Annotated in this window: 17 protein-coding genes; 2 read left to right on the top strand and 15 right to left on the bottom strand. The window is 72.0% G+C overall.

Annotated features, from left to right (window positions below; translation table 11 throughout):
* The 13 genes from CCZ36_RS30540 to CCZ36_RS30480 all read right to left on the bottom strand — a co-directional run bounded on the left by CCZ36_RS30540 (window position 1) and on the right by CCZ36_RS30480 (window position 18,039).
* Window positions 1-849, bottom strand: coding sequence for a TatD family hydrolase (locus tag CCZ36_RS30540; protein ID WP_128819027.1), 849 nt, complete (start codon window positions 847-849; stop codon window positions 1-3).
* Window positions 849-1,526 carry an EboA domain-containing protein gene (locus CCZ36_RS30535; protein ID WP_237302766.1) on the bottom strand — a complete coding sequence of 226 codons (678 nt, stop codon included), beginning with the start codon at window positions 1,524-1,526 and terminating at the stop codon, window positions 849-851. Before CCZ36_RS30535 ends, CCZ36_RS30540 begins: the two co-directional genes overlap by 1 nt.
* Entirely contained in the window at window positions 1,520-2,443 is a 924-nt protein-coding gene (locus CCZ36_RS30530) for a sugar phosphate isomerase/epimerase family protein (protein WP_079149687.1), read from the bottom strand. The genes CCZ36_RS30535 and CCZ36_RS30530 overlap by 7 nt, the downstream gene beginning before the upstream one ends.
* Window positions 2,440-3,954, bottom strand: coding sequence for an SCO3242 family prenyltransferase (locus CCZ36_RS30525; protein ID WP_443069828.1), 1,515 nt, complete (start codon window positions 3,952-3,954; stop codon window positions 2,440-2,442). Before CCZ36_RS30525 ends, CCZ36_RS30530 begins: the two co-directional genes overlap by 4 nt.
* On the bottom strand, window positions 3,951-5,099 hold the full coding sequence (locus tag CCZ36_RS30520; RefSeq protein WP_128819805.1) for an inositol-3-phosphate synthase: 1,149 nt from the start codon (window positions 5,097-5,099) through the stop codon (window positions 3,951-3,953). Before CCZ36_RS30520 ends, CCZ36_RS30525 begins: the two co-directional genes overlap by 4 nt.
* Window positions 5,100-5,339: 240 nt before the next feature.
* The gene (locus tag CCZ36_RS30515) at window positions 5,340-9,059 is read right to left on the bottom strand and encodes a ThuA domain-containing protein (protein WP_128819026.1); all 3,720 of its coding nucleotides are present in this window, start codon (window positions 9,057-9,059) and stop codon (window positions 5,340-5,342) included.
* 289 nt (window positions 9,060-9,348) lie between these two features.
* The gene (locus CCZ36_RS30510; RefSeq protein ID WP_069737174.1) at window positions 9,349-10,353 is read right to left on the bottom strand and encodes a sugar phosphate isomerase/epimerase family protein; all 1,005 of its coding nucleotides are present in this window, start codon (window positions 10,351-10,353) and stop codon (window positions 9,349-9,351) included.
* Window positions 10,354-10,366: 13 nt separating this feature from the next.
* Window positions 10,367-11,602 carry a Gfo/Idh/MocA family protein gene (locus CCZ36_RS30505; RefSeq protein WP_128819025.1) on the bottom strand — a complete coding sequence of 412 codons (1,236 nt, stop codon included), beginning with the start codon at window positions 11,600-11,602 and terminating at the stop codon, window positions 10,367-10,369.
* Between the two features lie 71 nt (window positions 11,603-11,673).
* Window positions 11,674-12,708: a substrate-binding domain-containing protein gene (locus tag CCZ36_RS30500; protein ID WP_069737176.1), complete on the bottom strand. Its 1,035-nt coding sequence runs from the start codon at window positions 12,706-12,708 to the stop codon at window positions 11,674-11,676.
* 129 nt (window positions 12,709-12,837) lie between these two features.
* A complete protein-coding gene (locus tag CCZ36_RS30495; RefSeq protein ID WP_069737177.1) occupies window positions 12,838-13,890 on the bottom strand; it encodes an ABC transporter permease in 1,053 nt (350 codons plus the stop codon).
* On the bottom strand, window positions 13,887-15,410 hold the full coding sequence (locus CCZ36_RS30490) for a sugar ABC transporter ATP-binding protein (RefSeq protein WP_206515778.1): 1,524 nt from the start codon (window positions 15,408-15,410) through the stop codon (window positions 13,887-13,889). Before CCZ36_RS30490 ends, CCZ36_RS30495 begins: the two co-directional genes overlap by 4 nt.
* A 239-nt stretch (window positions 15,411-15,649) precedes the next feature.
* Window positions 15,650-16,831, bottom strand: coding sequence for an ROK family transcriptional regulator (locus CCZ36_RS30485; protein WP_069737179.1), 1,182 nt, complete (start codon window positions 16,829-16,831; stop codon window positions 15,650-15,652).
* 248 nt (window positions 16,832-17,079) lie between these two features.
* Complete coding sequence (locus CCZ36_RS30480) at window positions 17,080-18,039, bottom strand: beta-ketoacyl-ACP synthase III (protein ID WP_069737180.1); 960 nt, start codon at window positions 18,037-18,039, stop codon at window positions 17,080-17,082.
* Between the two features lie 239 nt (window positions 18,040-18,278).
* Here CCZ36_RS30480 and fdhD point away from each other — a divergent pair, with 239 nt between their 5' ends.
* Complete coding sequence (fdhD, locus tag CCZ36_RS30475) at window positions 18,279-19,127, top strand: formate dehydrogenase accessory sulfurtransferase FdhD (protein ID WP_069737181.1); 849 nt, start codon at window positions 18,279-18,281, stop codon at window positions 19,125-19,127.
* A 42-nt stretch (window positions 19,128-19,169) separates the two neighbouring features.
* Here the strand turns inward: fdhD and CCZ36_RS30470 are convergent, their stop codons facing one another.
* Window positions 19,170-19,385: a DNA-binding protein gene (locus CCZ36_RS30470; protein WP_128819024.1), complete on the bottom strand. Its 216-nt coding sequence runs from the start codon at window positions 19,383-19,385 to the stop codon at window positions 19,170-19,172.
* Between the two features lie 28 nt (window positions 19,386-19,413).
* Window positions 19,414-20,472, bottom strand: coding sequence for a bile acid:sodium symporter family protein (locus CCZ36_RS30465; RefSeq protein ID WP_128819023.1), 1,059 nt, complete (start codon window positions 20,470-20,472; stop codon window positions 19,414-19,416).
* Between the two features lie 121 nt (window positions 20,473-20,593).
* Here CCZ36_RS30465 and CCZ36_RS30460 point away from each other — a divergent pair, with 121 nt between their 5' ends.
* Window positions 20,594-21,487, top strand: coding sequence for a LysR family transcriptional regulator (locus CCZ36_RS30460; RefSeq protein WP_069737184.1), 894 nt, complete (start codon window positions 20,594-20,596; stop codon window positions 21,485-21,487).
* The last annotated feature ends 131 nt before the right edge of the window (window positions 21,488-21,618 follow it).

Below are 21,618 nucleotides of genomic sequence, written 5' to 3'. Positions count from 1 at the left end.
TCACTCCCCGCCGCGCAGGATGGAGTTGCCCTCGTGGAGCGGGTCGGGGGTCAGCACGTCCAGCTGGAGGCGGCCGCTCCGGCCGTAGAAGGCGACCGGGTTGCGCCACAGGACCTGGTCGACGTCGTCCTCGGTGAACCCGGCCTTCAGCATGGCGTCGGCGACCTTGCGGGTCTTGAGCGGGTCGCTCTTGCCCCAGTCGGCGGCCGAGTTGACGAGGATCTTCTCGGCGCCGTGGTTCTGGAGGATGGTGACCATGCGGTCCTCGTCCATCTTGGTGTCCGGGTAGATGGAGAACCCGGCCCAGCAGCCGCTGTCGGTGGCGGCCTTCACGGTGGTCTCGTTGAGGTGGTCGAGCAGGACGAACTCCGGGGGGAGGTTCGACTCGCGGATGACGTCGATGGTGCGGTGGAGACCGGCGAGCTTGTCGCGGTGCGGAGTGTGGACGAGGGCGGGCAGCCCGTGGTCGGCGGCGAGCTGGAGCTGGGCGGCCAGCGCGTGGTCCTCGGCCGGGGTCATGGAGTCGTAGCCGATCTCGCCGACGGCGACGACGGAGTCCTTCACGAGATAGCGGGGCAGCGCGTCCAGGACGGGGGTGCAGCGGGGGTCGTTCGCCTCCTTGGGGTTGAGGGCGAGCGTGCAGTGGTGGGCTATGCCGTACTGGGAGGCGCGGAAGGGCTCCCAGCCGAGCAGTGCGTCGAAGTAGTCGAAGAAGCTGGCGGGCGAGGTGCGGGGCTGGCCGAGCCAGAAGGAGGGTTCGACGAGCGCGCGGACGCCCGCGTCGTACATCGCCCGGTAGTCGTCGGTGGTGCGGGAGGTCATGTGGATGTGGGGGTCGAAGATGCGCATCAGGACTCCTCCGTGGGGGCGAGGGCTGCGGTTGGGGCGGTGAGGGCGAGGACCGTGCGCAGGTCTTCGGGGACGGGGCGGCCCGCCGCCGTGCGTTCGGCGGCGAAGTCGTCGAGCATGCGGGCGAGTTCGGCATCGCCGCGGGCGCGGTCGCCGAGCCGGGCGACGGCCCCGACGGGCACCTCGGTGAACAGGCACTTCAGCACGGCGTGCCGCCAGGCGTGCGGGTCGAGGTGGTCGGCGGCGTAGGGGCCGACGGCCGCGGCGACCAGCCGGGTGTCGTTGGCGCGCAGGGCGTCCTCGACGAGCGGGAGGGCGGTGTCGCCGAGGCCGAGGAGGTGCAGCGTGAGCAGGACGGCGCGGCGTTCGGCTGCGGTGCCCTGTTCGTAGAGCCGGGTGACGGCAGGCAGAGAGGCACGGGCCTCGACGAGCAGGAGGGAGCGTACGGAGTCGGCGTTCTCCTGGCCGCAGCGCCGGCCGGCGGCGGCGTAGCGCAGTTCCCAGGGCGAGGAGGCGTACGGGCTCGCCTCCTGGCGGGGGGTGCCGGGGGTCGCTGCCGCGTCGGCCGCGTCATGGGCGGCTTCGGCCAGGGCCTCGTCGAGCCAGGCGCGGGCGGCGTCGTCGAGTTCGGCGTCGAGTTCCTGGCGGGACTTCAGCGGGTTGGGGGGCGTCAGCACGGGGCGGCTCCCTTCGGCCTGGCGGTCGTCGCGGCCGTGACGGTCGTGACGCTCGTCGCGGTGCGGAGGCCCGCGTCCCTGCTCATGGCGTCCCGCAGGAAGTCGATCGACGTACGGGCCAGTTCGGGGCCGGCGTGGGAGTGGCGGGGCAGTTCGACGACGGTGAGGCCCCGGTAGTCCGAGGCGGCCAGGGCGGCGAGCACGGGCGGGAAGTCGATCTCGCCGTCGCCGAACGGCAGGTGTTCGTGGACTCCGCGCCGCATGTCCTCGATCTGGACGTGCCGGAGCCAGGGGGCGGAGGCCCTGACGCACTCGACGGGCGAGGCGTCCTCCAGGCACTGGCAGTGGCCGATGTCGAGGGTGAGGCCGAGCGGTCCCGGGTCGCCGAGGAGACCGCGCAGACGGTGGAAGTCGGCGAGGGTGGCGAGGAGGTGACCGGGTTCGGGTTCGACCGCGAGGGGGATGCCGGACCGGTCGGCGGCTGCGAGGACGGGGGCGATCGCTTCGGTGAGCCGTTTCCACGCGGTGCCCGTCGAGGTGCCGGGCGGGGTGATGCCGCTGAAGCAGTGGACGGCGTGCGCGCCGAGTTCGGCCGCCACGTCCACGGCGCGGACCAGCAGGGCGGTGCGGGCGGCCCGGGCGTCGGGGTCCGGGTCGAGGAGGGAGGGGCCGTGCTTGCGGCGCGGGTCCAGGACGTAGCGGGCGCCGGTCTCCACGGTGACCCGGAGTCCGAGGGAGGTCAGCCGGCGGCGGACCCGGCGGGTGCGCTCGGTGAGGTCCGGGGCCATCGGGTCCAGGTGCATGTGGTCGAGGGTCAGGCCGACGCCCTCGTAGCCGAGGTCGGCGAGCAGCCCCAGGGCGTCGTCGAGGCGGAGGTCGGTGAGCCCGTTGGTGCCGTATCCGAGGTGGAGGGTCATGTGGGGCTCACCTTCCGGGCGAGGTTGCGGGCGAGGGGCACGAGCCCCATGACGGCGAGACCGGTGACGGGCGATCCGGCGCGGGCGGCGAGCGCGGCCTGGAGCGGGATCATGGCCCGGATGCCCCCGCCGACCGCCCGCTGGGTGAGGGGCGGCGAGGGGTTCAGCGCGGCGTGCAGGAGGGGTGGTCCGGCGGTACGGAGGTAGGCGCCGGTGACCGCGAGGGTGACGAGGCGGGCGGGGTCGGCGACGGTCCTGCGGAGCAGGCTTTCCCGGTGGCCCACAGGGCCGGGGCCGGCGGGGCCGACCGCCCGGGCGACGCGTGCCGGTGGCCGCGCGGTGGCCCCGGGGACGGCGGACTCGGGCGTCGCGGGGGAACTGCTCGGACCCCACACCCGCCGCTCCCCCAGCACCGCTGCCGCGAGCGCCGTCGTCGTGGCCAGGACCGCGAGCGGTGTCCCCGAGGAGCCGCCCTGGGTCTCGTGGCGCGACACGGCGGTGACGCCGTAGGTGTGCGCGCCGAGCACCAGGGCGGCGGGCAGCGCGGCCAGGCCGGGCGGGGCTGCCTTCGGCGTACCCGGTGCCCGTATCGCTGACACGGCCGGCGGCGCTCCGGCAACGTTGTCGTGGGCGCGGCTACCGCCCGGCGCGCCCCCGGCGGTGACCGTGGTCGTCGCCGTGGCCGTGGCTCCCAGCAGGAGGTCCAGTGAGCGGGCCGCCGCCATGGCCGCCGGGCCCGCCTTCGTGTGCTTCAGGTGCAGGTCGTAGGCCCAGACCGTGGCGGCCAGGCCCGTGGCGACCGTCAGTGCGGGGCGGCCGGCCCGGGCCGCCAGGGCGAGGCCGGCGGCGGTCAGTACCCCGGCCGCGCCCAGGGCCGCCGCCGGGCTGACGCGGCCCGAGGGGATCGGCCGGTGCGGGCGGTCGATGGCGTCCTCGTCGCGGTCGGCCCAGTCGTTGAGGGCCATCCCGGCCTCGTACAGGCAGAGGGACGCGCCGACGGCGATGGCGGTGCCCCGGCCGGGCCGGCGGCCCACCGCGGCGGCACCCGCCAGGGCGTCGCCGGGCACGGAGAACAGGGCGGAGACGCGCAGCAGTTCCGCCCAGGCCCGCAGGCGCTGCCCGGCCGCACCCGGGCTCGTACCCGAACTGATGCCGGATCCGGAACTGATGCCGGATCCGGCGCCTGGGCCGGTGCCCGTACCCGACCCGTCGGCAGGTCCCGTACCCGATCCGGAGCCGGGCCCCGTGCCCGGCCCGGGCCCCGGATCGGTGGCCGCGTCCGGTCGGCCCGGGCCGGCGGACGCGCCCTCTTCTTCCTCGTTCCGGCCCGTGGCGGGCGGTCCGGGCCTGTCCGGTGCGGGCGCAGTCCCACCCGCGCCGGACAGGCTGTCATGGGCCACGGCGTCCTTCCGCGCGCCGTGGGCAAAACCGTTCCGCCGCCCCGGCACCGCCGGAACGGCCGCCAGGGCCGCGACCAGTGCGGCCGTGAGGACTCGCCCCCGCCGCCTCACGCCTGGTCCCGCAGCCGCTCGGCGAAGGCGAGAAGGGTGGCGTACTGCTCGGCGAGTGCCGCCGATCGGCCGCCGTCCGGGTCCTTGAAGTAGAAGCCCAGCTCCGGCAGGGGGCCACTGATCCCGGTCTCGTGGGCGCGGGCCAGCAGCCGTGCCAGGTCCAGGACCAGCGGGGCGGCGAGGGCGGAGTCGCAACCCTGCCAGATGGTCTGGAGGATCATGCGGGAGCCGAGGAAGCCGTCGAAGGCGATGTGGTCCCAGGCGGTCTTCCAGTCGCCCATGGCGGGCACGTCGTCGATGTGCACCTCGCCCTCGGGGGCGGTGCCGAAGGTGTCGGCGAGGACGCGTTCCTTGCCCGCGTTCTTGGCGGCGGCCGCCGCCGGGTCGGCCAGCGCCGCTCCGTCCCCGCCGCCCAGGAGGTTCGACCCGGACCACGCCCGTACGGCGAGGGCGCGCTGGAGGAACATCGGGGCGAGCACGGAGCGGAGCAGCGTCTGGCCGGTCTTGCCGTCGCGTCCGGCGTGGGGAAGTCCGCTGGAGGCGACGGTGTCGGTGAGCGCGGGGGTGCGCAGGCCGGTGGACGGGGTGAAGTTGGCGTAGGAGCAGCCGGCGCGCAGGGCGGCGGCCGCGTAGAGGGAGCTCGCGGGCAGCCGGGTGTCGCCGGGGGCGGGGGCGGGTTCGGTGGAGGCGACGTTGATCACGACGGTGCGGGCCAGGTCGTGGCGGTGGGCGAAATCGGTGAGGTCGGCGGCGAACGCGGCGATGAGTTCCTGGTCGGTCCGGGTGTCGCCGGGGAGGGGCCCGCCGGGGCGGATCTCGGCGTCGGCGGCGTCGAGATCGGCGCGTACGGCGGAGGGGAGCCCGTGCGGGAGGACGCCTCCGTCGGCCAGCGCCTCCGCCCGCTTGGACAGTGGACAGTCCAGGGTGTCGTGGCCGCCGAAGACCAGGTCGGTCAGGGCGGGCAGCCCGCTGTCGGCGAAGGGGGGCGTCTCGGTGACCATGCCGGTCGGCGGGTGGAGGCCCGCGGCGATGGCGGCGCAGCCCGCGGTGGCGGTGGTCGCCACGGAGCCGCGTGCTCCGATGAACCAGACGCCGGTGCGGCGGGACGCGGTCTCCGCACGCTCCTCGGCACCAGGCGGGCCCACGGCCTCCGAACGGTCCGCGGCGCCGGGCAGACGCGTGATCTCCGGCCGGCCCGTGATCCCCGCGAGGCCGTGGGCCCCGGAGGTGAGGGGCGCGTCGGTGCGGCCTGGGGCGTCGGTTCGGCGTTCACGATCGGCGTGAGCGGTCACGGGCTGCCTCCCTGGGGGATGGGTCGGGGTGGAGGACGGCGGGCGGGGGAAGGCGCGTGCTTCCCCCGCCCGTCGTCGGCAGAGGCGGCTGCCCTACTTCGGGGGCAGCTCCTTCAGTTGGATGTTGCGGAAGGACACCTGGTCGTCGGCTCCGTGGTTCTGGAGGCCGATGTGGCCGTTCTTCAGACTGCGGGCCGGGTCGGTGTTGGTGAAGTCGTTGATCTTCGCTCCGTTGAGGAAGATCTGCAGACGTTCGCCCTGGACCTTGATCTCGTAGCTGTTCCACTGGCCCGGGGGCCGCAGGACGCGGTCACGGGCCTTGGTGTTGGCCGACTTGAAGGTGTAGACGGCGCCGGTGGTGCGGTCGGCGGCGTCGGTGGCGTCGATCTGGATCTCGTACCCGTTGTTCACCGCCGACCAGGGGTCGTCGGACATCGGGAAGCCCACGAAGACACCGGAGTTGTCGTCGCCGGCCATCTTCCAGTCGAGCTTCAGCGAGTACGACTTCAGCTCCTTGGCCTGGTAGGTGAGGAGACCCATGCCGCCCTCGGAGTGCAGGGCGCCGTCACTGATGGAGAACTTCCCCGGGCCCGCCTGCTTCCACCCCTCCAGCGTCTTGCCGTTGAAGATCGGCCGGTAGTCGGTGTCCGGCTTGCAGTCGGCCTTGACCTGGCCGGTGGCGTAGCGCAGGCCGCCCAGGAGATGGCTGCGGAAGGCCGGTTCGGCGTAGGACTCCTTGGTGTGGCCGAGACCGGTGTAGAAGGAGCGGCCGCCCTGGTAGGTCTGGCACCAGGAGATCGGGTGGTCGCCCTTCATGTTCCCGCCGGTGTAGGTGGTCTCGTCGAGTGTGGCGAGAACCTTGGCCTTGTCCCGGGGGTTGGTGCGGTAGTTGTACCACTCGTCGGTGCGCTCCCACTCCTCGTCCAGGTGGGCGGTGGCGGGGTGGTCGTGGTCCTCGACGCGGACGGTGGCGGGCTGGATCTGCGGGTGCGAGTGGAAGTGGGCGCCGACGAGGCCGCCGTAGAACTCCCAGTCGTACTCGGTGTCGGCGGCGGCGTGGATGCCGACGTAACCGCCGCCGTTGGCCACGTAGTTCTCGAACGCCTTCTGCTGCTCGGGGTTGAGTACGTCACCGGTGGTGGAGAGGAACGCGACGGCGTCGTAGCGGGCCAGGTTGCTGGTGGTGAACTGGGCTGCCGACTCGGTGGCGTCGACCGTGATGTCGGTGTCCTTGCCGATCTCCTTCAGGGCCTCGATGCCCGCGGGGATCGAGTCGTGGCGGAAGCCGGCGGTCTTGGAGAAGACCAGGACGCGCTTGGCGGACTTGTCGAGCGGGTTGTTGGAGAGTTCGAAGTCGTCGACGTCGTAGAGCGCTCCGTCGCCGCCCTTGAAGACGAGGAAGAGTTCGGTCTGCTTCTTGGGTGCGCCGCGCAGCGGGATGTCGATGTCCTGGAAGGTGTCCCAGCTGCCGGTCACCGGGACGGGTCCGGAGCCGAGGATCTTGCCGGTGGGTGATCCGGTGCGGACTTCGAGGAAGCCGCCGGAGCCGGCCGAGGAGATCCGGGCGGTGAGCTTGGTGGTGTTGCCGAGGACGTAGGTCTTGAAGGAGATCCAGTCGTCGTTGTGGATGTCGCCGACGGTCTTTCCGCCGTGCGCGCTGGACTTGCTCGGCGTGGTGACGCCGGAGGAGTCGTCGAAGTGCTCGGCCTGGCGGTGCTTGGGCTGGAGCCGGGAGGCGTCCTTGCCCGTCAGCTTGGCCTGGCCGCCACCGCCGTTGTCGGTGTACGAGGCCGAAATGCCGCCGTAGATGTTGGCGTTGGGGTCGTGGCCGCCTTCCATGGCGGTCTTGATGGTTCCTTCACAGCCGTGTTCGGAGGTGATGTCGTGACCGTGGCTGTCGTGGCCCAGGGTGAACTTGACCTCGACCTCGGTGCAGTCGATGGTCCCGTCCTCCGGGTCGCTGACGTTGACCTTGAACGGCACGGAGTCGCCGAACTCGAAGAGCTGCCCGTCCTCGGGAAGCACCAGCTCCACGGTCGGGGCGGTGTTGCCGACGGTGACGTGGACGCTGGCGGAGCCGGTGCGGCCGGTCGGGTCCTCGGCGGTGAGGGTGGCGGTGTAGGTGCCGTTCTTCTTGTACGTGTACGTGGGGTTGGCGGCGGTGGAGGTTCCGCCGTCACCGAAGTCCCAGGAGTAGGTCAGCGGGTCGCCGTCGCCGTCCGCCGTGCCGGCCGAGGAGAACTTCACCTTCAGCGGCGCGGTGCCCGAGGTCTTGTTCGCCGAGGCCTCGGCGATGGGCGAGCGGCCTCCGGTGGCGTTCTCGATGCGGTAGAGCGCGGAGTTCTCGTCGCCGCCGAACCAGGCGAGGCCGTAGTCGAGGACGTACAGCGCCCCGTCCGGGCCGAAGGCCATGTCCATGATCTGGGTGCCGGACCAGGGCACGTCGTTGATGGACTGGACGGTGCCGTCGGCATCCTGCTCGATGCGCTTGATCCACTTGCGGCCGAACTCACCGGCGAAGAAGTCGCCGTCGTAGGCCTCGGGGAACTTGACCGGGGAGTCGAGGTCCGCGTCGTAGCGGTAGACGGGTCCGCCCATCGGGGACTCCGAGCCGGAGCCGAACTCGGGCACCGATCCGCCGTCGTACGGGATCCACGCGGCCTCGGCCGGCGGCAGGTCGACGAGTCCGGTGTTGTGCGGCGACTCGTTCTTCGGTGCTGCGCAGTCGAAGGCGGCGCCGGACGTCTTGGTGGCGAAGTCGTAGTCGATGTAAGGCTCGTTGTCGCCGACGCAGAAGGGCCAGCCGAAGTTGGCGGCCTTCGTCACCCGGGCGAACTCGACCTTCCCGGCCGGTCCGCGCCGGGGGTCGGCCGCGCCCGCGTCGGGGCCGTAGTCACCGACGTACACGGTGCCGGTGGCCTGGTCCACGGAGAAGCGGAAGGGGTTGCGGAAGCCCATGGCGTAGATCTCGGGGCGGGTCTTGTCCGTGCCCGGCTCGAAGAGGTTGCCCTCGGGGATGGTGTACGAGCCGTCGTCGGCGACCTTGATGCGCAGGATCTTGCCACGCAGGTCGTTGGTGTTGCCCGACGTGCGGCGGGCGTCGAACGCCGGGTTGCGGTCGGGGCGTTCGTCGATCGGCGTGAAGCCGTCGGAGGCGAAGGGATTGGTGTCGTCGCCGGTGGAGAGGTAGAGGTTGCCGTCCTTGTCGAAGTCGATGTCACCGCCGACGTGGCAGCAGATTCCGCGCGAGGTGGGGACGTCCAGGACCTTCTTCTCGCTGGCGGTGTCGAGGGTGCCGTCCTCGTTGAGGACGAAGCGGGAGAGACGGTTGACACCGTCGAACTCCGCGAAGTCGGCGGCGGTTCCGGTCTCCGGGGCGTCGCCCGCCGGGGTGTCCATCGGGGGCGCGTAGAAGAGATAGATCGCCCGGTTCTCGGCGAAGTCCGGGTCGACGCCGACGCCTTGGAGGCCTTCCTCGTCGTGCGTGTACACGGGGAGGGTGCCGGAGATCTTGGTGTTGCCGGCGCTGTCGGTGATCCGCAGCTCGCCGCCGCGTGAGGTGTGCAGCACGCTGCGGTCGGGGAGGACCGCGAGCGACATGGGCTCGCCGGTCTCCTCGGCGCCCTTGGCGAGGGTGACTTGCTGGAAGTCCTCCGCCAGGGGCTCCTCGTGCCCCGGGTGGCCCGGGTGGGCGGTGGCGGCGGGAGCGGAGCCGAGGGTCAGGGTGGCGGCGGCGAGCAGGCCGCCGGTGAACAGCGCGAGGGTTTTACGGACGCGGGTCCGGGCCAGGAGCCGCTTTCTGGTTCTGTGCACGTAGGTCCTCCGGAGAGTGCCGGTTGTACGGGCGGGTGTAGCCGTGCCGTGCCGCGCGGGGACTGCCGCGCGTGCGTCACCGGAGACGGGAGTGACCCCGGTGACGCGAGTCATGTCGTGTACACGAAATGGACGGTAGACCTGTTCATCCTCGACGGAAAGCCCTTGTGCAACAGGTAAGTCGAACTTCTGCTTCCGCCAGGACAAAGAGGTTTTCGGGCAGGGCGAGGCAGCCCCGGGGGCGGGGAACGGTGCCGCGCCACATGCCCCCGGAGCTTGATCTTTCTCGTTACTCGCCGCCCCCGAAGGCCGCGTCGAAGGAGGCGGACGGCGGGTCGAAGTCGTACCGCTTGAGGCTGGCAAGCGCTTCCGGGGCTCCGGTCAGCCGATCCATTCCGGCGTCCTCCCACTCGACCGAGACCGGGCCCGCGTAGCCGATGGACCGGAGCATGCGGAAGACGTCCTCCCAGGGGACGTCACCGTGGCCGGCGGAGACGAAGTCCCAGCCGCGCCGGGGGTCGCCCCACGGCAGGTGCGAGCCGAGGCGGCCGTTGCGGCCGTCCAGGCGTTTGCGGGCCTCCTTGCAGTCGACGTGGTAGATCCGGTCCCGGAAGTCGTAGAGGAAGCCGACCGGGTCCAGGTCCTGCCAGACGAAGTGGCTCGGGTCGAAGTTCAGCCCGAAGGCGGGCCGGTGGTCCACCGCTTCGAGCGCGCGCTTGGTGGTCCAGTAGTCGTACGCGATCTCGCTCGGGTGCACCTCGTGGGCGAAGCGCACCCCCTCGGCGTCGAAGACGTCCAGGATCGGGTTCCAGCGCTCGGCGAAGTCCTCGTAACCCCGCTCGATCATGTGCGGCGGGACCGGCGGGAACATCGCGACGAGGTGCCAGATCGAGGAGCCGGTGAACCCGATGACCGTGTCGACGCCGAAGGCGGCGGCGGCCCGCGCGGTGTCGGCGATCTCGGCGGCGGCCCGCTGCCGTACGCCCTCGGGCTCGCCGTCGCCCCAGATGCGGGCGGGCAGGATGCCCTGGTGGCGTTCGTCGATGGGGTTGTCGCAGACGGCCTGCCCGACCAGGTGGTTGGAGATGGCGAAGCACTTCAGCCCGTACTTGTCGAGCAGTTGATGACGGGTGTCCAGGTAGCCGGGGTCGGCCAGCGCCTTGTCGACCTCGAAGTGGTCTCCCCAGCACGCGAGTTCGAGTCCGTCGTAGCCGAAGTCCCGGGCGTGCTTGCAGACCTCCTCCAGCGGGAGGTCGGCCCACTGGCCGGTGAAGAGGGTGAAGGGGCGGGGCATGGGCGGCAGCCTCCTAGGACGAGGACGGGACCGGAGTGTGGACGGAGTTCTTGGCGGCGCTCTCCTCGACGGCGGCGAGCACCCGCTGCACCTGGAGACCGTCCGCGAACGACGGTACGGGCGGAGCCCCTTCGGCGATCGTGCGGACCACGTCGCGGGCCTGGTGGACGAAGGTGTGCTCGTAGCCGAGGCCGTGGCCCGGCGGCCACCAGGCCTCCAGGTAGGGGTGTTCGGGTTCGGTGACGAGGATGCGGCGGAACCCGGCGGTGGCGGCGGGTTCGGTGTGGTCGTGGAAGGACAGCTCGTTGAGCCGCTCCAGGTCGAAGGCGAGCGAGCCCAGCTCCCCGTTGATCTCCAGGCGCAGGGCGTTCTTGCGCCCGGCGGCCATCCGGGTCGCCTCGAAGGAGGCGAGCGCGCCGGAGGCGAGGCGGCCGGTGAAGATCGCCGCGTCGTCGACGGTGACCTCGCCCCGCTCCACCGTGTCGGCGCTTCCGGAGAGCCCGGCCGACGCCCCGGCGAGCAGGGGCCTCTCGCGTACGAAGGTCTCACTGACGGCGGAGACCCCGGTCAGCAGCTCGCCCGCGAGGTACTGGGCGAGGTCGACGATGTGCGCCCCGAGGTCGCCGAGCGCACCGGAGCCGGCGTGTTCGCGCTTGAGCCGCCAGGTGAGCGGGGAGGCCGGGTCGACCAGCCAGTCCTGGAGGTAGGTGGCCCGCACATGGCGCAGCGGTCCGAGGCGGCCCTCGGTGATGAGCTGCCGGGCGTAGGAGATCGCGGGCACCTTGCGGTAGTTGAAGCCCACCATCGCCACCTGGCCGCGGGCGGCGGCGGCCTCGGCGGCGCGGACCATGGCCTCGGCCTCGGCGACGTTGTTGGCGAGCGGCTTCTCGCACAGGACGTGCTTGCCCGCCTCCAGGGCGGCGATGGCGATCTCCGCGTGGCTGTCGCCGGGGGTGCAGATGTCGATCAGCTGGACGTCGTCCCGGGCGAGCAGGGCCCGCCAGTCGGTCTCCGCCGCCGCCCAGCCGTGCCGGGCGGCGGCGGCGTCGACCGCCGCACGGTCGCGTCCGCAGATCGCGGCGAGAGCGGGCCGCAGCGGCAGGTCGAAGACGTGTCCGGCGGTGCGCCACCCCTGGGAGTGGGCGGCTCCCATGAACGCGTATCCGACCATGCCGACCCCGAGCGTTCCCGGCGCCTGCCGCGGCGGCGGTGCTGAGGCTTGCGTTTCCGTCTCTTGACTACGGGCCATGCGGACTTCCTCCTCATCGGTGTGCGGTAACGGGCCGGGGGACGCGCTCTCCGCCTCCCCCGGAGTCCCGGTCAGTTGAAGCCCGTCGGCAGGTACTGGTCGATGTTGTCCTTGGTCACGACCGCGGAGTACAAGGTCAGGGAGGTCGGGATCTCCATCTCGGAGAGCCCGCTGATGCCCTTGGACTGGCCGAGCGCCCGGGCCAGGTCGATGGCGGACGCGGCCATCGTCGGCGGGTAGAGGACGGTCGCCTTGATGACCGAGTCGTCGGCCTTGATGGCGTCCATCGCGGACTTGGCGCCGGCGCCGCCGACCATGATGAACTCGTCGCGTCCCGCCTGCTTGATGGCGCGGAGCGCACCGACGCCCTGGTCGTCGTCGTGGTTCCACAGGGCGTCGAACTGCTTCTGTGCCTGAAGGAGTTGGGCCATCTTGGCCTGGCCGGACTCGACGGTGAAGTCGGCTGCCTGACGGGCCACCAGCTTGATGTTGGAGTAGTTCTTGAGCGCGTCGGCGAAGCCCTGGCTGCGCTGCTTGGTCAGCTCCAGGTTGTCGATCCCGGCGAGCTCGACGACCTTGGCGTTCGGCTTGTCCTTGAGCTGCTCGCCGATGTAGTGCCCGGCGTTGAGGCCCATGCCGTAGTTGTCGCCGCCGACCCAGCAGCGGTAGGCCTGCGGGGAGGCGAAAATGCGGTCCAGGTTGACGACGGGGATGCCCGCCTTCATCGCTTCCAGGCCGACCTGGGTGAGCGCCTTGCCGTCGGCGGGGAGGATGACGAGGACGTCGACCTTCTTGTTGATGAGGGTCTTGACCTGGCCGATCTGGGCGGCGGTGTCGTTGGAGCCCTCGGTGATCTCCAGGGTGACATCGGAGTACGTCTCCGCCCGGGACTTGGCGTTCACGTTGATCGCGTTCAGCCAGCCGTGGTCGGCCTGCGGTCCGGCGAAGCCGATGGTGACGGCCTTGCCGGGCTTGTCGTCGGCGGGGGCGCTGTTTCCGGCGGGCTCGGTCTTCTTGGGCTCGTTGCTGGTACAGGCGGTCAGGAGCGCGCCCGCGGAGACGGCGGCGGTTCCGAACAGCAGCCCTCTGCGGCTGGTTTCTGGCATGACGGTCTGACCCTTCATCCGGTGGGTGCGTACGAGGTGCGGTGCGGGGGGGGTTCAGGTGCTGCGGGGGGGGCGTTCACGTGCGGGGGCTTCGAGGCGCCGGGGGTGTCCGGTCGGCCGGGGGGTCGCTCAGGTCTCCCGGCCGCGCATGGTGCGGCCCTGGACGAGCACGGCGGCGACGATGATGGCGCCCTTGGCGATCTGCTGGACGTCGCTCTGAAGGTTGTTGAGCGCGAAGATGTTGGTGATCGTGGTGAAGATCAGGACGCCGAGGACGGAGCCGACGATGGTGCCCCGGCCGCCGCTGAGCAGGGTTCCGCCGATGATCGCGGCGGCGATGGCGTCGAGCTCGTACAGGTTGCCGTTGGTGTTCTGGCCGGAGCCGGCCAGCACGATCAGCATGAAGGCGGCGATGCCGCAGCAGAGCCCGGACAGCAGGTAGAGGTACAGGCGCTGGCGGCGGACGTCGATCCCGGCGAGCCGGGCGGCCTCCGCGTTGCCGCCGACGGCGACCGTACGGCGGCCGAAGGTGGTCCGGTTGAGGATCAGCCAGCCGACGATGACGACCACCGCGAACATGATGACCAGCGGCGGGACCCCGAGGATGTAGGAGTCGGGCAGGCCGAGGTCGAGGACCGGGTCGACGGTGACGATCTGGGTCTTGCCGTCGGTGATCTGGAGGGCGAGCCCGCGGGCCGATGCGAGCATGGCCAGCGTCGCGATGAACGGGACCATGTTGCCGTACGCGATGAGGACGCCGTTCACGAGTCCCGCGGCGAGGCCGACGATCACCGCGGTGAAGGCGATGCCCGCGAAGCCGTACTCCTGGGTGGCCAGGGTCGTCGCCCACACCGAGGCGAGGGCGACCATCGCGCCGACCGAGAGGTCGATGCCGCCGCTGATGATGACGAAGGTCATGCCGACGGTGACGACGCCGATGACGGACGCCTGGGTCAGGATCAGCTGGAGGTTCCCGGTGTCCAGGAAAGCGTCCGGCTCGGTGATGCCGCCGACCAGGACCAGCGCGGCGAGGACGCCGAGCAGGGATAGGATCCGGACGTCGAGCCGCAGACCGAGGGCCGGCATGCCCCCGCCCGACTTCGAGGGCGGCGTGTCGGAGGGGGCGGCGGGCGTCCCCTTGTCCGGCCCGTTGTGCTGCGCCGACGGGGCGGGCTGTGTCATGGCGTCGGGCTCCCTTCCATCACGAGGTCGAGTACGCGGTGCTCGTCGAGCTCCTGGGCGGGGGCCGTGTGGACCACTTCGCCCTCGCGGAGGACCAGCACCCGGTCGGCGAGGCCCAGGACTTCGGGCACTTCGCTGGAGACGAGCAGGACGGCGAGGCCTTCGTCGGCCAGCCGGCGGATCACGGCGTAGAGCTCGGCGCGGGCGCCGACGTCGACGCCACGGGTGGGTTCGTCCAGCAGCAGGACCCGGCAGCCGCGCAGCAGCCAGCGGGCGAGGACGGCCTTCTGCTGGTTGCCGCCGGAGAGGGTGCGGACGGCGGCGTCCGGGTTGTCAGGCCGCATCTGCAGTTCGCGGGTGGCGCTCCGCGCGGCCTTCCGCTCCCCGCCCCGGTCGATCCAGCCGAAGCGGGCGAAGCAGGAGAGGGACGAGACGGAGACGTTACGGGTGACCGACTCGGTCATCAGCAGGGCCTGCGCCTTGCGTTCCTCGGGGGCGAGCCCGATGCCCGCGGCGACGGCGGCGCGGACGCTGCCGGGCCGGAGCTGCTTTCCGTCGACGGTGACAGTTCCGGTGGTCGCTTTGCGGGCGCCGTAGATCGTCTCCAGGATCTCCGAGCGGCCCGAGCCGACGAGTCCGGCGAGCCCGACGATCTCGCCGGGCCGCAGTTCGAGGTCGACGGGGGCGAACTCGCCCTTGCGGGAAAGGCCTTGGACCCGGAGCACGGGCTCGGCGGTAAAAGCCGCCGGCTCCTCGGGGCGGGGCGGGAAGACATAGGCGACGTCGCGGCCGGTCATCATGGCAACGATGTCGCGCGTGGGTGTGTCGGCCGCGGGCAGCCCGACGGCCACGGTCCGGCCGTCCTTGATGACGGTGACCCGGTCGCCGATGCGGCGGATCTCCTCGAGCCGGTGGGAGATGTAGACGACGGCGACCCCGTCGGCGGTGAGGCTCTCGACGATGCGGAAGAGGTTGTCGACCTCGTCGGGGTCGAGGGCGGCGGAGGGTTCGTCCATCACGATGAGCCGGACCTCGTGGGAGAGCGCCCGCGCCATGGAGACGATCTGCTGCTGGGCGGCGGAGAGGTCGCCGACGTGCCGGGCGGGGTCGATCTCCGGATGCCCGAGGCGGGCCAGCAGCGCCTTGGCGGCGGCGCGCCCCTCCCCCGTACGGACGATGAAGCGGGCGCTGGTCGGCTCGTGGCCCAGGAAGACGTTCTCGGCGACCGACAGGTCCTCGACCAGGTCGAGTTCCTGGTAGATGGTGGCGATGCCCAGGCGCATGGCGGCGATCGGCGACTTCAGCTGGATCTTCTCGCCGCGCCAGGTGATCTCGCCGTCGCCTGGCTGGTGGGCTCCGGCGAGCACCTTGATGAGGGTGGACTTGCCCGCACCGTTCTGGCCGAGGAGACAGTGGACCTCGCCGGCCTGGACCTCCAGGTCGACGCCGTCCAGGGCGCGGACGCCCGGGAAGAGCTTGGTGATGCCGGACATGGTGAGCAGGGGTGGTTCTGGTGCCATGACGAATCCCCTCGGCGAATGGGGTCTCCCCTGCTCGGGCGGGTGCCGAGGGCCGGGGAGGGCCGGTGAGCGGACAGGGCGCAGAGCTGGAGGTGCCGTGGAGCCGGCGGCACCGCGAACGGCTGCTGACGGGAGGTGTTCGGTGGTGCGGGGTGAGTACGGCTGCTGGGAGGAGGTGGTTCCGTGGTGCGTACGGCTGCTGACGGGGGTGGTTCCGCGGTGCGTCGTACGGCCTGAGGTCAGGCCGGGGAGAAGAGGTGGTCGCTGATCAGCCGGGCCGCGCCGGTCACTCCGGCGGTGGGACCCAACTCGCCCAGGACGATGGGGAGGTTGCCGGTGGCCAGGGGCAGGGACTGCTTGTAGACCTGCGTGCGGACACTGGCGAGGAGGTTGTGACCGAGGCCGGTGACCCCGCCGCCGATCACCACCAGACCGGGATTGAAGAAGCTGACCAGGCTCGCGATCACCTGGCCGAGCCGGTTGCCGCCTTCGCGGATCAGGTCGAGCGCGGCGGCGTCCCCGGCAGCGGCGGCCGCCGCCACGTCGGCCGCGGTGAGGCGGCCCGCCGCCTCCAGCCGGGCGGCGAGTTCGGGCGAGCGGCCCTCCCGGGCGGCGTCCTCCGCGTCGCGGGCGAGCGCCGCACCGCTGAAGTGGGCTTCCAGGCAGCCCTTGTTGCCGCAGGCGCAGGGCCGGCCGTCGGGGTCGACCTGGATGTGGCCGATGTCCCCGGCGCTGCCGGTCGTACCGCGGTAGACCTCGCCGCCGACGACGATGCCGCAGCCGATACCCGTACCGATCTTGACGCAGAGGAAGTCGCCCACGGAGCGGGCGACGCCCGCGTGCTGCTCCCCCATCGCCATGAGGTTCACGTCGTTGTCGACCATGACGGGGCAGCCCAGCTCCTGGCTGAGCGCCTCGCGGACCGGGAACCCGTCCCAGCCGGGCATGATCGGCGGCGCGACCGGCACGCCCTCGGGGAAGCGGACGGGGCCGGGGACCCCGATGCCCGCGCCGTCGAAGCCTTCGACGAGCCCGGAGGCCCGCAGTTTGGCGGCGAGTGAGAGGACCTGTTCGAAGACGGCGACGGGCCCTTCGCGCACGTCCATCGGGTGGTTGAGGTGTCCCAGTACCTCCAGCTCCGCGTTGGTGACGGCCACATCGACCGAGGTGGCGCCGATGTCGACGCCGAGGAAGCGCAGTTCGGGGGCGAGCCGGATGTTGTGCGAGCGGCGACCGCCGCGCGATGCGGCGAGTCCGTCGGCCACCACCAGACCGGTCTCCAGGAGCCGGTCCACCTCGACGGCGAGCTTCGAGCGCGACAGATCGACCTGATCGCCCAGCTGCGCGCGGGAGTTGGGGCCCCCATCGCGCAACAGCCGGAGCAGCCGCGCCTGATGCGCGTTCGCGGGTCGTGCCGTCATACGTCTCACGCGTCCCTCCCCGCCACATCGGCCAGTCCGTCGGGCTTTCGAGGGGAACGTAGCAGCGCTTTCCCGGAGTGGGAAGAAGTTGCGCAGGAATCCGCGCCAACTTTTTCCACACTCAGGACAAAGGTCGGCGCGGAGCGGTCACGGAGACCGACGGAGAAGGCTCGTGGAGGCCGACGGGGAGAGATCGTGGAGGTCGGCGGGAGAGGGCGCGGAGGCCGGCGGCGGGGAGGGCGCGGGGGTCAGGGGCAGCGGATGACCTGGCCCGCGTAGGAGAGGTTTCCGCCGAATCCGAAGAGCAGGACGGGCGCGCCGGAGGCGACCTCGCCGCGCTCGACCAGCTTGGACAGCGCCATCGGGATGGAGGCGGCGGAGGTGTTGCCGGAGTCCACGACGTCCCGCGCGATGACGGCGTTGACCGCGCCGATCTTGCGGGCGACCGGCTCGATGATCCGCAGGTTGGCCTGGTGCAGGACGACGGCGCCCAGGTCCTCCGGCGCGATGCCCGCCTTCTCACAGACCCGGCGGGCGATCGGGGGGAGCTGGGTGGTGGCCCAGCGGTAGACGGACTGCCCCTCCTGCGCGAACCGCGGGGGCGTTCCCTCGATCCGGACGGCGTTGCCCATCTCCGGCACGGAACCCCACAGCACCGGCCCGATGCCGGGCCCGCCCGGGGCGTCGGCGGCGGCCGGGTCGGCGGTGACGACCGCGGCGCCCGCGCCGTCTCCCAGCAGGACGCAGGTGGAGCGGTCGGTCCAGTCCGCGATGTCGGCCATCTTGTCGGCGCCGATGACCAGCGCCCGGGCAGCCGCACCGGCCCGGATCGCGTGGTCGGCGGTGGCCAGGGCGTGCGTGAAGCCGGAGCACACGACGTTGATGTCCATGACGGCGGGCGAGCCCATGCCGAGCCGGGCCGCGACCCGGGCCGCCATGCTCGGGGACCGGTCGATCGCGGTGGAAGTGGCCACGAGGACCAGGTCGATGTCCAAGGGACCGAGACCGGCCGTGGCCAGCGCCTTGGCTCCCGCCTGCGCGGCCATCTCGTCCACCGGCTCGTCGGGTCCACCCACGTGACGGGTCTTGATGCCGACCCGGCTGGTGATCCACTCGTCGCTGGTGTCGACCATCGCCGCGAGATCGTCGTTGGTGAGCACCTTGGCGGGCTGGTAGTGGCCGAGCGCCACGACACGTGAGCCGGTCATACGGGTTCCCATCGTCGGGTGGGGGCAGGAAACATCCAGTCTTGGTCGCTACCGCCGGGTACGAGGGCACGTGATCCCACAGGAATCGGGCCCACACGTTGGAGCCTTGACAACAGCCTGGTCAGCGTGCTGAACGGCTCGCTGCGACACGCCGGTGCGCGTGCCGGACAATGACCCGGAGAAGCGAACAGCCGCGCACGCACAGACAGCCGCACACGCAGAGAATCGGGTTCAGCTCTATGGGACGGGTCACCGAACGCCGCCGCACCCTCCGCATCCGGGACGGTGCCGTCTCCTCCCGTCCGGACACCCTGGTGGCGGAAGAACCCCTGGAGATCCGGCTGAACGGCAGGCCGCTGGCCATCACCATGCGGACGCCGGGCGACGACTTCGCGCTGGCCGCGGGCTTCCTGGTCAGCGAGGGGGTGATCGCCGACGGGGATGAGGTCCAGTCGATCGTCTACTGCGCCGGGGCCACGGCGGACGGCGTGAACACCTACAACGTGGTGGACGTGAAGCTCGCGCCCGGGGTCCCGGTCCCCGATATCACGCTGGAGCGCAACGTCTACACGACCTCCTCCTGCGGCCTGTGCGGCAAGGCCAGTCTGGACGCCGTGCGCACCACGACCCGCCACCCGGTGGCCGACGCGCCCCCGGTGCGGATCACGCCCGAGCTGCTGTCCGCCCTCCCGGACCGGTTGCGGGCCGCGCAGCGGGTGTTCGACCGTACGGGCGGGCTGCACGCGGCCGCCCTGTTCTCCGAGGAGGGCGAGCTGATGGACGTACGGGAGGACGTCGGCCGGCACAACGCGGTCGACAAGCTGGTGGGCCGGGCGCTGACGGACGGGCGGCTGCCGCTGTCGCGGGCAGTGCTGCTGGTGTCGGGGCGGGCCTCGTTCGAACTGGCGCAGAAGGCCGTGATGGCGGGGATCCCGGTGCTCGCGGCGGTCTCGGCCCCGTCGTCGCTGGCGGTGGACCTGGCGGCGGAGACGGGACTGACGCTGGTCGGCTTCCTGCGCGGACCGTCGATGAACGTGTACGCCGGTGAGCACCGGATCGCACTGGAGGCGGCGGCTCCGCAGGGCTGAACCCGGGGTCGCCGTACGCGGGCCGTTGTCAGGGGCCTTCGCTCACTCCCCCGCGAAGGCCAGGCCCTCTACTGCCAGCGCCTCGCGGAGCACCCTGATCGCCTTCGGGCCGACCCCGTGCAGGGCGAGCACCTCGGCCGCGGTCACGGTGGTGAGCTGGGCGAGGCGGGTGTAGCCCGCCTCGCGCAGAGCGCTGCGGGCCGGGTTGCCCGCCCCGTACGGAAAGTCGTCGGGAGGCGTCCCGCCCTTGTCACTCATGGCATTCCTCACTGTGGGTCCACCTGGACTACCGGCTACCCACCGTAACGGCTGGGTCGGACAGGGGGCCGCAGGCCGCCGCCTCTGCCGGGTCGTCCCGGAGCGGCGGCTCCTCGTCGTCACGCGAGCGGCGCTTGGCGAGCACCGCGCAGACCATCAGCTGCATCTGGTGGAACAGCATCAGCGGCAGCACGGCGAGGCTCGCGTGCGCACCGAAGATCACGCTCGCCATCGGCAGCCCGGCCGCCAGGCTCTTCTTGGACCCGGCGAACTGGATGGCGATCCGGTCCGCCCGGCCGAACCCGAGCCGCCGTGCCCCGTACCAGCTCAGGGTGAGCATCAGCGCCAGCAGGATCGCTTCGGCGGCCAGCAGCGCGCCGAGCCGGGCGGGGGTGACCTGATGCCAGACGCCGGCGACCATCCCCTCGCTGAACGCGGTGTAGACGACGAGCAGGATCGACCCTCGGTCGACCGGGCCGAGCACCTTTTTGTGCCGGGTGAGGAAACCGCCGACCCAGCGGCGCAGGAGCTGTCCGGCGAGGAACGGGACGAGCAGCTGGAACACGATCTTCAGCAGGGAGTCCGCGGAGAAGCCGCCGCCGGTGGAGCCGAGGAGCAGTGCGGCGAGCAGCGGGGTCACCAGGATCCCGGCGAGGCTGGAGAAGGATCCGGCGCAGATCGCGGCGGGCACGTTGCCCCGGGCGATCGAGGTGAAGGCGATGGAGGACTGGATCGTGGACGGAACCAGGCACAGGAAGAGGAAGCCCGCCTGGAGCTCGGGTGTCAGGACGTACGGCACCAGCCCGCCGCTCGCCAGCCCCAGGAGGGGGAAGACGACGAAGGTGCAGGCCAGGACAGTGAGGTGGAGGCGCCAGTGCTTGAGCCCGTCGAGCGCCTCGGCCGTGGAGAGCCGCGCCCCGTAGAGGAAGAACAACAGGGCGACGGCGCCGGTGGAAGCCCCGCCCGCCAGGTCGGCGGCGGTGCCGCGGGCGGGCAGCAGCGCCGCGAGGGCCACGGTGGCGGCCAGCGCCAGGAGGTAGGCGTCGACCGGCAGCCGGGACGGCAGGCGCGGGATGCGGCGGGACATGTGCGGGGGCGCTCCGGCGGTCGGGGATCCTTTTCGGCGTCCATCCTGCTCCCGTACGGCGCCATCGGGAATCCCGTACACCGCTCTGACTGTCATCACGTTTCCCGATAGCGTGGGACGGATGGACACCACGTACGACCCCGCCCAGCTGCGGACCTTCCTCGCCGTCGCCCAGACGCTCAGCTTCACGCAGGCGGCACGCAGGCTCGGGGTCCGCCAGTCCACGGTCAGCCAGCACGTGCGGCGGCTGGAGGAGGCGGCCGGGCGGCAGTTGTTCGCCCGGGACACGCATCGCGTCGACCTCACGGACGACGGCGAGGCCATGCTCGGCTTCGCGGGGTCGATCCTGTCGGCCCACGAGCGGGCCGCCGCGTTCTTCGCGGGCACCCGGCTGCGCGGGCGGCTGCGGTTCGGGGCCTCCGAGGACTTCGTGCTCACCCGGCTCCCCGAGATCCTGGAGTCCTTCCGCCGCGACCATCCGGAGGTCGAGCTCCAACTCACCGTCGAGCTGTCCGGAACGCTGCACCGGCAGCTGGCGGCGGGCCGGCTCGATCTGGTGCTGGCCAAGCGGCGTACCGGGGACACCCACGGCGAACTGATGTGGCAGGACGCCCTGGACTGGATCGGCGCGCCGCAGCTGCGCCTCGATCCGGAGCGCCCCGTACCGCTGGTCGTCTTTCCGCCACCCGCCATCACCCGGGCGCGCGCCCTGGAGGTGCTGGAGGAGGACGGGCGGGCCTGGCGGATCGCCTGTACGAGTACGAGCCTGAGCGGCCTGGTCGCGGCGGCGCGTGCGGGCCTGGGGGTGATGGCGCACTCCCGGGGGATGGTCCCGCCGGGTCTGGTGCCGGTTCCGGCCAGGGCGGGGCTGCCGGAGCTCGGCGGGGTCGACTTCGTCCTGCTGCACGGGAACCGGCGGGGCGCGGCCCAGGAAGCGGCGGACGCCCTGGCCTCCGCGATCCTGGCGGGCGGGGACCGGCTGCACCGCGGAACGGGCGGCCCGGAGGGACCGTAACCGCTCCCCGGGCCTCCGGTGCTGCCGCGGCCGCTCCCCGGGCCCCCGGGTGCTGTCGTGGCGGGACCCGCGCGGTCGCCCTGCGGACCGGCAGCGGATCGGCATCGACGCGCAGGGCGGGCACCGGCCCG

Origin of the sequence: Streptomyces sp. S063 (assembly GCF_002832675.1) — a bacterium.
GTDB lineage: Bacteria > Actinomycetota > Actinomycetes > Streptomycetales > Streptomycetaceae > Streptomyces > Streptomyces sindenensis.
This window is presented reverse-complemented; position numbering and strand designations above follow the sequence as displayed.